We start from the raw sequence: 13,328 nt of genomic DNA, 5'->3' as shown, positions 1-13,328 counted from the left end.
TATAATCGCAGCCTCTTTTTTGAAAATTGCAAAAGGAGCAAGTTTCCTTGCTCCAAATGTTATTGGTAGTGGAGCTTTTTAGAGTCTTATATCAACAGCAATACAATACCTAATTAATAGTTTTATTGATTAATTATTCTGTTACATTACAGATTTATTTTCATAGCTCACTAGTCTTTTTCTTCCATATATTTGTGATGCGAGTAGTCCTCCAAATAACAAATAACCAATTATATCTGTAAATACACCTGGATACATTAATGTTAAGCTAGCAATTCCGGCAATTATTCGTTCTAGGACATTTATTTCTTTTAAGAAATAAGCTTCAAATGTAACAGCTAGCATAAACATTCCCAAGAAGGAAGAAATCGCAACTGCAATGATTTCTACTGGACTACCTTGTAATAATAATTCAGGATGATATACAAATAAGAATGGAAGGATAAACCCTGGTAAACCGATTCGTATCGCCGTAATTCCGGTCTTGATATAATTTGAGTCTGCAATTTTTGATGCAACTAAAACTGCCGCACTTACAGGCGGAGTGATATTCGCTAATATTGCATAATAGAAAATGAATAAATGTACTGATAAAAGTGGGAATCCTAGTTCAGTTAATGCAGAAGCACCTATAACAGCTACTAAAATATAAGAAGCAGTTGTTGGTACTCCCATCCCGAAGAAGATCGAAATTAACATGGTTAAGACTAGCGCTAAAAGTCCCATACCACCAGAAAGGTCCTTGATAAAATACACAATTTTAAATGCAAGACCACTCATAATGAATGCCTGAGACACAACTCCCATTGCAGCGCACGCCGCTGCAACGCTCATTGCATTTTTCGCACCTGAAATCATACCTTCTTTAATAAAATTCCAAAATTCCTGGGTAAGAACATAATTTTTTGTTTCAATCGTTCTACGAATTACAACTACTGCTATTAGTATGATTACTCCCCAAAAACCTGCTCTCATGACAGACATACCTGATACCATGAAGTACACGATAGCAATCAATGGTATAAGGAAGTGAAAGCCCTCTTTTAAGGTTTCTTTCACACTAGGTATTTCACTATCATCTACTTTCTTAAAATCATGCTTTAATGCATGAAGGTGAATTGTTGTGCTCACTGTAAAATAATAGAGTAAAGCTGGTAAAATGGCCGCAATTGCTATTTGAATATATGGAATGCCAGTAATACCAGCCATTACGAATGCCCCAACACCCATGACAGGCGGTAAAATCATACCCCCTGTTGAGGCAACGGATTCAACTGACGCTGCCATTTTTGGAGAATATCCTGCTTTTTTCATCAATGGAATTGTAAATACACCAGTTGTAGCAACGTTTGATACGGCACTTCCGTTAATTGAACCTACTAAACCACTACTTATAACAGCTGCCTGTGCTGGGCCAGAACGGGATTTCCCTCCAATTGCCATTGATAATTTTATAAAGAAATTACCAGCACCACTTGCATCAAGCATACCGCCAAATATCATGAACAACACTATAAATGTAGCAGATACATCTAAAATTGAACCGAATACACCACTTAGGTTGGTCGTTAAAGATGTGATTAATCTTGGCCATTCTATACCAGCATGGTAAAAGAAGCCCGAGAAAAGGTATCCAAAACGGACATATAAAATACTAATGATAATTAGTATCGGTAACGCAATTCCAAAGGTTCTTCTTGTCGCTTCTAAGATAACAACAAGTAAGATTGTTCCAATTATCACATCAATCGTATTTATTATTCCCGCTTGAGTAATTAGTCGATCAAAATTAATCAGTATATAGATACAGGATATAACGCTTCCTGTTAATAAAAGTGCATCAATGATTTTAAATAAAGTGTTTTTCTTACTTGTTAACGCCCATATGAACACTAAAGTTAGTGCAAAAACTAAGTGAATGGCTTGGTGTTCGACGGGAGAAAATGTTGGTCTAATAACCGCTATGAGTTGGTATAAACTCATAGTGAAAGCTAATATTCCAAAAATGGTCATTAAAACTTTCTTATTCACATTATTGTCCACTTGCTCGATGTCAGAATTTAACACTAACAAACTCCCCCTTTCCTATGTTCTAGAACTGGATTATTACTTTCTTGCACCTTCTAAATAGCTTTCATTCCATATGCCTTTTTCCTTATAGTATTTAGCAGCACCTGGATGTACTGGAACCTCTTTTGGTAATCCCATTAATGCGTTTTCTAATTTCATTTTCTTAGCAAGGTTGTGATATGACCCAACTTCTTCCAAGTTTTCGTAAATATTTTTAACGATACGATATGCAACATCATCAGTCATTCTTGAATCAGCAAATTCAATTGAAAATGATGCTAGTGTATGGAAATCTTCGTCAATTTCAGAGAATGAGCCATCTGGAATTACTACTGGGCCGTAGTCAGGGTATTGGTCGAAAGCTTTTTGAAGGATTTCAGTATCCATCGGTAAAATTCTATAGTCGAAAGATTGATCAAGCTGTTCTAAAGATGGACTTGGAATTCCTAAACTACTAAAGTTTCCAATTGCATCAACTACACCGTCTTTTAATGCGTCTACTGCTTCGTTATATCCGAGATTTATTACTTCGATTTGATCAAATACTCCGTAAGCTTCTAAAGCTGCCTTTGACATTTGAGTAACCCCAGCACCTGGAGGTCCTGTTGATACCTTTTTCCCAACTAAATCTTCAACTGATTGTATTTCGCTATCCTCTGGAACGATAAATACTAATTCATTGGAGTACATTGTGAATAGACTCCAAAGCTCAACTGGATCTTCGCCTTCAAAAATATCAATACCCTTAGTTGCCTTATATGCATCTGTTACGTGAGCAATATCAACCTGTTCTTTTGAAATCAAGCGTGGGTTTTCTGAAGAACCGCCAGTTGCTTGAACAGAAATTTTAATATCTGATTCCTTACCACCAATTACGTTTGCAATTGCTGTTGCAATCATTTGAGCATTCGATCCTAGTGATGCAGCACCCCAAACAAGGTTTGTTGTACTACTAGAGTCTGATTCTCCTCCATTTACCTTATCCCCCGAACAAGCTGATAGAACCAATCCGATTAAAACTAATAAAATGAGATTAATTTTCGCAACCTTTTTCAATGTTTTTCCCCCTATTTTTTTAAACTATTTTTAATTCCTGTTTCCTTAATGTTGAAATCGTTTTCAATATTCACTAGAATTTATTCATTTTCCCTAATCTAGTTTTTTACCTAATATGTTAACCCCTCCTCCTTACAAAAAAGAAAATTATAACTTTTTTGATTATTCCCTCTGTTTATCATAGTATAATTGTCTTATAATTAAAAATAGATTATTTTTAATTGATTCTATAAAAATTTTTTATAGATTCCAAGTTTAAAAGTTTTTACACAAATACCTTTTCTGTCTTTTTTAAATTTGAGAAATACCCTTCTGGGTATGCAGTTTAGAGAAGTGAGGTGACAAGTAATGGAAATGAAAGACTGGCTTATTTTAAGTAAACTTGGAGAGAAAAGGACAATTTCCGAGGTTTCAAAGGAAGTATTTATGTCACAACCTGCACTAACATATCGTATAAATAATATCGAAAAGGAGCTCGAGCTTAAACTTTTTACGCGTAATAAAAAAGGTATTGTACCAAATAAACAAGGTGAGATTATCATCAACTATGCAAAAAAAATGATTAGTGAATGGGAAAATGTAAAGGCAAATATTTACTCCTCTGCAAAATTGGTGAAAGGTATTCTTAAAATTGGGGCATCCCCCGCTATCTCACAATTTATTTTACCTAAACTCTTATCTAGTTTTATTACAGATTACCCAGAAATTGAATTTAAATTAGTGACAGGGTTTAGTGATGATTTAACTGAAAAGTTCTCAACAAATGAAATTGATATCGCTTTTCTACGAGATAATATCTCCATTCAGAAAAAGAAGAAGCTTGTTTCAAAGGAGCATATTTACGTTGTTTCTTTAGGAGAAATTGATATTACGGATTTGCCTAATCTAACAAGAATTGAATACACTACCAATATCTCATTACGTATGTTAATTGATCGATGGTGGGAGGAGCGATACAACATTCCTCCTAAAAATACAATGAAGGTGGACGGGCTTGAAACGAGTTTAAAGTTTATAAGAGAAGGGCTCGGCTATGCGATTCTGCCCGGCCTATGTCTCAGCGAATCACCTGATCTTAATAAAGTAAAAATGCAATTTATAAATCGTACTTCACTCGAACGAAGCACCTGGCTTTATACCTCAGAAACATCCAGCCAAAAAGAAATTATCGAACTTTTTTTAGAGTACATGGACAACTTCGGTGCTTTCAAACAAACCTGGTAGTTAGCACAAGTGGCAAGGGTGCCTATTGGTCATAAAGGTCCCCTCATTCTGCAGTAATACTTTCAAACATTGTTTGTGAGTATTACAAGCAGAATTTTGTATATATAAGTAAAAATATGTCAATAATTGAAAGAGTTATGTCTTATCCAACCGTACCGCATAACTTTTAGAGGCGCACCGTATAATTCCCTATCCCGCACTGATAATTATAGGAAGTGGAGAATAATTCGATTTTCGTTGAAATCTAATAGATATTATGTCTACTGTGAAAATGATTAAGAAATCATGAGGATTTTGTAGAACAATAGAAAAACATCGCTTATTGCGATGTTTGGTTAAATACATATATTAATTTAAATACCTCTTCCTTTTAAATCTAAACATGTTCAATCATAGTATTGAACGGTTGCAACTAATATGCATAGCGCATGGGCGAAATAATGTTTTAAATCTAGTAATCACCCTCATTTTCAATTTGTTTGATTAATTCCCTAAACTCATTATCTTTTTTTATCCACTGATGAAATGTAGCCATACTTATTCCTACCTCATCGCATGTGAATTCTTTAGAGTTATTCGAGGCAAAGGTATTAATAAATTGTAATTTTCTTTCTTTAACAGCCACCTTCGTGGATTTAAGTTTGGAGTTTTCTAACTCGCTAGCACTTACATCTTTATCTGGAAAGCTATCATATTTTCTTTTTAAGTAAATTTCCTCATCCTTATATATCCAATTGTAAAATTCTTTAACAGTTTTTCTACCGCTGATGTATAAGCGATAGAATTTGCCTTTTGCAACAATCCGAGGTTCAAAACTTTTTTGATCTAAGATTTTGTTTAATCCCTTCATAAATTCGAGAGAACCACCCACAAAACTTATTAAATATCCTCTTGAATAAATATTCCCATCCCCATCAAAATAACCTCGAACAAAATGATGAATGTATTCATCTGGAACATGAGGGAAAGGTACGGTTAACGATTTGTTTTGTGTTATTCCGTGGATATTGATTAAATCTTCTTTTAGAATTTTGCTATTTAAGTTTAAAAGAAATACACCAGTCTTTTTATTTTGTTGTAATGGATAATTAGATCCTAGTTCTATTTTTATTTTTTCAAGTATCTCAGGCTCTTTTTGCGATATTGTTACTGTTTGAGTTGCTCCGGATATGCAGCCGTCTGCTAGGATGAACCCTAAAATATAGGCCATATTATTTGACCATTTTTTAAAATAATGTTCATTAAGAGTGTATTGGCGTTTCCAACTACCAAATGGTCTTAATTCTACATGATGTTCCGATAGGATTTTTCTTATGTATCTAGGCGTCACGCTTGCAAGCTTTGCAATTTCAGAAGTCTCGCACCCCTCTTCATACAATTTGATTATCCCGTCATATTCTAAAGTTCTTTTAGTTTTTGGTCTTCTATTCATTTCACTCATTGCATCATCTCCTTAACTATAAGAAACATTTGTTCTATAATATAATTATAAGAACAAATGTTCTAAGATGCTACACTGAAATTATGAACTTTTTTGTCTACAAAAAAGCCAACGTCAATAAATATGACGTTGGCTAGCCAGAAATTTGCCACATGTACTAATTAGATTTAGCTTGCTCGTTCTTTGCTTTACCAGGAATGAGGTGAACATCTACACTTGGTCCGAATCCACTCCATCTATAACCTGAGACTTCGACAAGACCGTTCGGTAGCACATCTGAGAGTCTTTCTCTCTTAGAATATTTAATACCGCGGCCAACTGCTTCCACTTTAAAGGTGTAGCGTTTTCCTTGTTTTAGTCCTGTTACGGTATAGCTAGTATCAGATGTTGTCATTTCCGAATTAATCGGTGTGAATGTCGCGCCATCAGGTTTGATAGCTTGACTGTTCACATATACTCGGTATCCGATTACATCTTGATTTTTTGCTTCTGCTTCATTCCACGAAAGAGAAACACTTGTTCCATCTGTATTAATCTTTGCTTCTAAGTCCCCTTCAAATGAAGGTGCCCCTATTGGATAAGGTTTAGCAGTTTCAAACTCTAGAACACTATTATAAGGAGATTTGTTTCCAGCAAGATCTACTGCTTCAACCTTAATATTGTATGCTTCGCCAGGTTCAAGACCTGTTAGTGTGTATTTATTTGATGTTGCAAATCCATGTTTTTTTCCATTTGCGTAAATATTATAACCGGCTATACCAGTGTCGTCGCTAGCTGCATCCCAAGTGATAGAAGTCCAAGTAAACCCAGTATATACAACATCTACTGCTTTCCCACCAAAAGTATCACTAGAAGGAATCTTAGTAGTTGATTCTGAAATCTTTGTATTCTCAGGTAAAACTGGAGCTATTTGGTCAGCTTCACCACTTGTTTTCACCTTGACTTCCGGGCCATTAGAAGTTCGATTCCCAATAGCATCAGTAGCTTCAACTTTAAATGTATATTCTTTAGCAGGAGTTAGCCCATCAACAGTAAAACTTGTTTGATTAGTTGTTGTATAGTCTTCATTGAGTTTTTCACCATCTTTATAGATGGTGTACCCCGTAACTCCTGAATGATCAGTTGCTTCATCCCAAGTTAATGTAACACTTTTTCCGTCAGGAGAAGATTCGGCTTGAATACCTGCATTCTCAGACCATACGGGTTGTTGAGCTGCATCTGCTGGAGCATCTGTCGTATTCTCAAAAACAAGTCCAGTAGAGTTATTGATTCTCCATGGATTTCCACCATTATCTTTAACATTTGTAAAAGTTACATTAATAAATTTGAAGCCTTTTGCGTAATTCATATTAACAGAATAAACATTATCGAATTTCACATTTTTAAATGTAATATTTTCATGATAAACTTCACCAGCATCATTATTACCATTAACGAGAATAGATTGTTTTTTACTTCCGCCTTGATTTCGAACCGTTGTATCTACAATCTCCATATCTCTAAATTGCGAGATGATCTCCGCTGGTTCGTATAAGATTGAAGCATTTGCATCCGTATAGGAAGATGTGAAGACAAATGGACCATCTCCATCAATACCTTCTAAGGCATTGTTTCTAAAGAGGATATTTTTTGCCCCACCACCCATTGGTGTATTTGTTTTACTACGTAAACCAACATCCGTTTTATACATGATATTATCTTCTACTAAGAAATCCTGGATCCAACCACCTGTATGACTACCGGTAACAACCCCACCGTGCCCTTCGCGAATATAGTTATTAAATATCCAAGCATTTCCTGTAGGTTCACTATTGGATGCTGCTTGTCCCATACCTGATGCGAAATTAATAGCATCATCACCAGTATCAACAAAGTTATTGAATACCATGATATTTTGAGAGTCACCGAACTCGTAACCATCCGCATTATTTCCATCATATGTTTTAGAAATGGTTCCATTTATAACGATATTTTTACTATGAAGGTTTACAATCCCATGATTTGCAGGATTTAGCTGTGTAATGCCTTCATAGTACATGCCATCTACGCCACGTACAGTAATCAGATTTGAACGTGCAGCATAAGCAGATTTCACATTCATCCCTAATTCTTGTGCATCATATGATTGGTTTGCAGCTAAAATTCCAAAAGTATCATCAGACTCAAGATCTAATGGGCTCATTTTGCCATTTTCTACTTTTACATTCCCGGTTACTTTTGAATTATTCCCTGCAACGTAACGTGGTAATTCATTCCCTAAACTCATAGGATTTATTAGGTTTAAGATTATTAACCTGAAAATTATGGATTAGAATCTTCTCGTGAAAATTATCCTTATCAATATTCTCATAGAAATTATCAATATAGGCTTTCGCTGGTCCACTATTATCCTCTAAAGCGCTTCCAATTTTCTTCTTATTCATGTAGATATTAAAATCAACGATGTCATTGTAGTGCTCAGGCTTTTCCCAAACAAGAGTGATGCTTTCCTCATCATAAGCTAGGTTTGGAATCTGTAAATTGACAGGTGAAGAAGGTGCATTTGGAGATGCCCCCTTTTTTGAATCTGCTGCCACTACATTAAAGCTACTTGAAACGAATAAAAAAGTAAGAAATACAGATAAAATTACCTTAAAGCTCTTCAAATACTTTTCCACCTTCCCATATAATTAGTAAATAAAAACTTCCTGCCCTCCTTTTTTTAAAAAAAAATTTATATAAACTTTTTAAAATGCTGAATGCATTTAAAAGCTTATTAAAAGGGAATTTAGGATTTCACAACCATGTTAATCTCTTCCATATAAGTACGTATACAATCATTTTATTGAATATTTAGATAACTATGGTTATTTTCTCCTGTGCAAAAAGTCCTGTATGAGGAAATGATTACTACTAATGAAATGACTATTATTAACCTGTTGCATTGACATGGACTTCATGAAGGAGTATATTTGCTTTCACTTTCGCCTCGGCTACTTACCAGTAAACCGAACTAAATCGAGTCTATTTTAAAGTTTCCATGTCAAATTTCGGAACAAAAGTTTGTTCTAGTTTTCTTGGCACTCTTCCTAATACAATATTTAACAATTTATCTATTTAATTCTTGAAAGTTCCAAAAATTGACGTATGAATCAGTTGCTTGTTATTATTAGGAAATGTACATAGTGTACGGAAGGGACACTTTTCGAGTCCTAATAACTATACGAAAGGCGAGAACAACATGAACAAACCTACAGGAACGAAACGTTTGCAACTTGCATTACTTTTAGGGTCACTTGGACTTCTAGGACCATTCACGATTGATATGTATTTACCATCATTTCCTACGATTGTGGAGGATTATGAAACGACTGCATCATTAGTCCAAGTCAGTTTAACGACATGTTTGTTAGGACTAGGATTGGGACAATTAATTATTGGTCCAATGAGTGATGTACAAGGTCGACGAAAGCCATTGCTGATTTTTCTCATCATGTATTTGATTGCTTCCGTCATTTGTGCTTTTGCCCCATCTATTTATCTATTTATTGTAGGTCGTTTTCTACAAGGATTTGCAGCAGCGGGTGGTCTTGTAATTTCAAGAGCCATTGTCCGGGATATTTATAGTGGCAGAGAATTAACTAAGTTTTTCTCCTTATTAATGTTGGTTGGTAACCTTGGGCCAATTGTTGCCCCAATCGTTGGTGGTGGCGTTCTTTCAATCACTGACTGGAACGGTGTTTTTATTGTATTAGCAGTTGTGGGCTTTGTGTTATTTCTCGTAATCTCTTTTAATCTCGAAGAATCATTACCTGTGGAAAAGCGAGTGCCAAGTAATCTAACTCAAGTATTAAGTAATTTTGGTTCGTTATTTAAAGACCGAGAGTTTCTAGGTTATGCACTTACACAAGGCTTTATCATTGCTGGAATTTTCGCTTATGTGTCGGGTATTCCATTTGTTTATCAGAATATATATGGGGTATCTCCTCAGGTATTTAGTTTGCTATTTGGGGTTAATGGCCTGGCGCTAATTATTGGAACTCAGTCTGTTGGACGTTTATCAGATATTATCCCAGAAAAAACTTTCTTGAAATTCGGTTTATTTCTTTCCGCTTCAGCAGGTACTTGTTTGTTAATCGCTCTTTTGTTAGAAGCATCACTTTTAGCAGTTGCGATTCCGATATTCTTTTTGGTGTGTTCTATTGGTATGATCTCAACAACTTCCTTCGCGTTAGCTATTGAGTCCCAAGGACATATTGCTGGTAGTGCATCCGCCCTATTAGGTTTACTTCCATTTGTTCTTGGTTCAATAACCTCTCCACTTGTTGGCGTGGCGGGAGAACATTCAGCCATTCCTATGGGTGTCGTTATTTTATCAACAAGTTTACTAGCTCTATTTTCATATTTTGGGCTGGTACGACGCAGACCATCAGTACGCTTACAGACTTCTAAAAAGTATACTGGATAATAAGAAACGCAGAGATTCATAAACTCTGCGTTTTTTCTATGGGACTTTAGCTATTTTATATTAGGAGGCCTTTTGTACATGTTCTGTCCTTCTTTTGTTAGGAATAAGGTGTTTATAGATAGAAGCTACTATCGTAATAAAAGGTAAACTCCATAAAAATATGGCATAAGGAAGATAAGTAGTTACCGGTAATCCCAATACCGTACTACACATAATCGTTAGTACACTCCATGGAATCATACCTGGAAATAGCATGGTCGAGTCTGCAGATAACTCTTGCTAAGTCAGTTTTCGTTCGGTTATTTATCCAATGCGGCAGCAGCGTTCTTCCTGTAAGGATAATCGGTAATGTCTGATTGGCGGCAATTAGAGAGATCCCAAAGGTAGCAATGATTGTTTTTACGGAATCTTCAACTAATGTTTTTGATTTATTTAACCATCCATCGACTAATGGCTGGATGACACGATATTCTTCTAAAAGCCCATTATATGCGCCAGCCAATGCTAAAAAGATAAGAAGCATATACATATTGATAAGGCCCCCGCCCATTCCCTTTATGCCAAAAAATAGGGCATGAAAAAGTTGGTAAAAGGTAGTTCCATCGATGAGTGAAATGATACTCGCAACGATGATACTAGATAGAAATGCATAGACAATTCCTTTCCGAAATAATACGACTACTATTAAAATAAGTGGTGGTAATAACTTCATAAAGGATAATTCTTCCCAGCTAAATACTGTTATTTCACCTTGTTTCAGGTCATATTGGGAATCTAAATAACTGTAAAAAACGATACTAATTAATATTGCTGGAATAGTAGTTAGTGACAATGCACGAAATTGCTTCTTATTAGAAATCTCAACAGTGTGTGATAATAACTGAAAAGCGCTTGAAAAAGGTGAGGTTCGGTCCCCAACAAATGCTCCAGATAACAATGCTCCAGCTACTATATGAGGTGCCAAATCAATCGAAATTGCACTACTCATGATTGGAATCCCAACTGCACTTAGTGTTCCTATAGAAGTACCTAGCGTCATTGAAAAAAGCATAGCAATAATAAAGGAGAGCAAAAAGAAATGATCAGGTGTAACAATTTGTAGTGCAACAGAAACTAATACTTGAATTGTATCTGCTTCGTACCAAGAAGGAAGGATAAAACTAACTAGAAATAGAATGAGAATGACAGTCTGTGTTTTGCTTATTCCCTTTCTACATATCTTCCATATTTCACGAAGAGATCTTCCTTTCCCTCTTATTAATGAAATGAGAAATACAAATCCAGGTAAAAATCCAATAAATAATGGGATATGAAAGCTTACAGAAAATAAAACTCCTGCAAGTGTAATAATTATGAGCATACATATCTGAATTATTGTAAATCTATCGTTGTTCAGTTTTTTTCACTCCTATAGCTTTCTTACTTGTACTTTCCAAAAAGCATTATACCATTCATTCATTTCCGATAAAACTACAACTAAACCCCGTCCCAATAAAGGAACGAGGTTTAATATTTTTTCATACTTTTTGTAGCTTATAACTGGTAAACCTTTGAATATTTCTCTTCTAAGTAGTTCACTAGATAAGTAGCATTTAAGCTTTCTCCAGTGACTTTCTTAATTAATTCATCAGGTGTATAAATAGCACCGTATTGGTGTATTTTCTCTTTAAGCCAGTTTTGAATGACACTAAACTCTCCTCTTTCAATATGACCGTAAAAGTCAGGGAGTTCCTTCATAATGGTATTTAAAATTTGGGCCGCATATAAGTTTCCAAGTGAGTATGATGGGAAGTATCCCAAACCACCAAATGACCAATGAACATCTTGCAGTACTCCTAAAGTATCAGTTGGAGGTACAATACCTAAATAGTCCTTCATCTTCTCATACCATACATTCGGAAGGTCTTTAACGGCAATTTCTCCACTTATGAGACCTTTTTCTATTTCATAACGAAGCATGATATGTAGATTATAAGTTAATTCGTCTGCTTCAACTCGAATAAATGAAGGCTCAACAATATTAATTGCCCGATAAAAATCGTTCACATCCAGATTTCCTAATTGGTCAGGGAAATGATTTTGGAGATCTTGATAGAAGAACTTCCAAAACTCTTCACTACGTCCCACCATATTTTCTAAAAATCTTGATTGTGATTCATGAATTCCAAAGGATGCTCCATTGCAGATTGATGTTCCTTCTAGTTCAGGATTTACGTTTTGCTCATAAATACCATGTCCTGCTTCATGGATTGTCCCAAAGATCGCAGACCGAACATTATCCTCAAGATAGCGGGTTGTAATTCTGACATCCCCTGTATTAATCGATTGAGCGAATGGATGTACAGTTTCATCAAGTCTTCCTGCATTCATATCAAATCCAATTCGCGGTAATAAGAATTTATTAAACTCTTTTTGAATCTCGGGATTGTAAAGCTTTTCAAAAACCTCGCCACTTGGCTTAGAAGATGATAGATTGATTCGATTTAATAAATCAATACTGCTTTTTCGTAAATCTGTAAAGAGTGGGTCAAGCACTTCAACGGTTAATCCTGGCTCAAATTCATTTAATAATGCATTATATGGATGGCCTTCATACCCATAATACTTCGTAAATTCCTTTTTAATTTCCACAATTCGTTCAAGATATGGAAGATAAACTTCAAAATTATTTGTTTCTCTAGCTTCCTCCCATGCATCATTTGCATTTGAAGTCAACACGATATATTCATTATATAGTTCTGATGGAATGCTTTTTGACTGTTTATAGAAGTTATTTCTTTCACGTACAGTTGCTTTTGTTACGTCATCTAGTTGCGTATACAATTTATCATCTGTTAATACCTCTAATAGCTCACCCATTTCCTTCGAGATAGATAGCTTAAATATCTCAGTTGATAAGGTTCCAATGGAATTGGCAAAAAGAGAACGTCCTTTCTTCGGAGCCATTACTTTTTGATCCCAATCTGCTAGAGCAAGTACACTATTTAGATGTGTGATTTTTTCATCTAATTTTTTAAATTGATCTACCTTTTCTTGAAGTTCAGCATTTATTACTTGTTGGTTAGCCATACTATACCCCCATTTCGAGTT

9 protein-coding genes are annotated in these 13,328 nt (G+C 35.2%); 2 read left to right on the top strand and 7 right to left on the bottom strand.

Translation table 11 applies throughout. The features are described from left to right. Positions 1 to 141: 141 nt before the first annotated feature. A complete protein-coding gene (locus CKJ95_RS20025) occupies positions 142 to 2,067 on the bottom strand; it encodes a TRAP transporter permease (protein WP_099355225.1) in 1,926 nt (641 codons plus the stop codon). 39 nt (positions 2,068 to 2,106) lie between these two features. Next, positions 2,107 to 3,126 (bottom strand): TAXI family TRAP transporter solute-binding subunit, encoded by a 1,020-nt coding sequence (locus CKJ95_RS20020; RefSeq protein WP_180271605.1) that lies wholly within the window; start codon positions 3,124 to 3,126, stop codon positions 2,107 to 2,109. A gap of 348 nt (positions 3,127 to 3,474) precedes the next feature. Between CKJ95_RS20020 and CKJ95_RS20015 the strand changes: the two genes are divergently transcribed. After that, positions 3,475 to 4,350, top strand: coding sequence for a LysR family transcriptional regulator (locus CKJ95_RS20015; RefSeq protein ID WP_099355223.1), 876 nt, complete (start codon positions 3,475 to 3,477; stop codon positions 4,348 to 4,350). Positions 4,351 to 4,801: 451 nt separating this feature from the next. On the opposite strand, the gene CKJ95_RS20010 is transcribed toward CKJ95_RS20015, so the two are convergent. The 3 genes from CKJ95_RS20010 to CKJ95_RS20000 all read right to left on the bottom strand — a co-directional run bounded on the left by CKJ95_RS20010 (position 4,802) and on the right by CKJ95_RS20000 (position 8,436). Beyond that, complete coding sequence (locus tag CKJ95_RS20010; RefSeq protein WP_099355222.1) at positions 4,802 to 5,791, bottom strand: LAGLIDADG family homing endonuclease; 990 nt, start codon at positions 5,789 to 5,791, stop codon at positions 4,802 to 4,804. Between the two features lie 157 nt (positions 5,792 to 5,948). Beyond that, positions 5,949 to 8,057, bottom strand: a complete 2,109-nt coding sequence (locus CKJ95_RS20005; RefSeq protein ID WP_099355221.1) for a fibronectin type III domain-containing protein — start codon at positions 8,055 to 8,057, stop codon at positions 5,949 to 5,951. Continuing rightward, positions 8,041 to 8,436 (bottom strand): fibronectin type III domain-containing protein, encoded by a 396-nt coding sequence (locus CKJ95_RS20000; RefSeq protein ID WP_099355220.1) that lies wholly within the window; start codon positions 8,434 to 8,436, stop codon positions 8,041 to 8,043. The genes CKJ95_RS20005 and CKJ95_RS20000 overlap by 17 nt, the downstream gene beginning before the upstream one ends. A 575-nt stretch (positions 8,437 to 9,011) precedes the next feature. Here CKJ95_RS20000 and CKJ95_RS19995 point away from each other — a divergent pair. Beyond that, positions 9,012 to 10,238: a Bcr/CflA family multidrug efflux MFS transporter gene (locus CKJ95_RS19995; RefSeq protein ID WP_099355219.1), complete on the top strand. Its 1,227-nt coding sequence runs from the start codon at positions 9,012 to 9,014 to the stop codon at positions 10,236 to 10,238. Positions 10,239 to 10,443: 205 nt separating this feature from the next. Here CKJ95_RS19995 and CKJ95_RS19990 read toward each other — a convergent pair whose 3' ends face one another. Together CKJ95_RS19990 and CKJ95_RS19985 are read right to left on the bottom strand one after the other, a co-directional pair. Further along, positions 10,444 to 11,598 carry a Na+/H+ antiporter NhaC family protein gene (locus CKJ95_RS19990; protein WP_257215877.1) on the bottom strand — a complete coding sequence of 385 codons (1,155 nt, stop codon included), beginning with the start codon at positions 11,596 to 11,598 and terminating at the stop codon, positions 10,444 to 10,446. Between the two features lie 173 nt (positions 11,599 to 11,771). Beyond that, positions 11,772 to 13,307 carry a carboxypeptidase M32 gene (locus CKJ95_RS19985; RefSeq protein ID WP_099355218.1) on the bottom strand — a complete coding sequence of 512 codons (1,536 nt, stop codon included), beginning with the start codon at positions 13,305 to 13,307 and terminating at the stop codon, positions 11,772 to 11,774. Positions 13,308 to 13,328 lie beyond the last annotated feature (21 nt).

The sequence above is a fragment of the Fredinandcohnia onubensis genome (assembly GCF_002734285.1).
GTDB lineage: Bacteria > Bacillota > Bacilli > Bacillales > Bacillaceae_L > Ferdinandcohnia > Ferdinandcohnia onubensis_A.
This window is presented reverse-complemented; position numbering and strand designations above follow the sequence as displayed.

Excerpts from the sequence above, each read along its gene's own strand:
- CKJ95_RS20010 (WP_099355222.1), bottom strand. The coding sequence starts at position 5,791 with ATGAGTGAAATGAATAGAAGACCAAAAACTAAAAGAACTTTAGAATAT.
- CKJ95_RS20005 (WP_099355221.1), bottom strand. The coding sequence starts at position 8,057 with ATGAGTTTAGGGAATGAATTACCACGTTACGTTGCAGGGAATAATTCA.
- CKJ95_RS19985 (WP_099355218.1), bottom strand. The coding sequence starts at position 13,307 with ATGGCTAACCAACAAGTAATAAATGCTGAACTTCAAGAAAAGGTAGAT.
- CKJ95_RS19990 (WP_257215877.1), bottom strand. The coding sequence starts at position 11,598 with ATGCTCATAATTATTACACTTGCAGGAGTTTTATTTTCTGTAAGCTTT.
- CKJ95_RS20015 (WP_099355223.1), top strand. The coding sequence starts at position 3,475 with ATGGAAATGAAAGACTGGCTTATTTTAAGTAAACTTGGAGAGAAAAGG.
- CKJ95_RS19995 (WP_099355219.1), top strand. The coding sequence starts at position 9,012 with ATGAACAAACCTACAGGAACGAAACGTTTGCAACTTGCATTACTTTTA.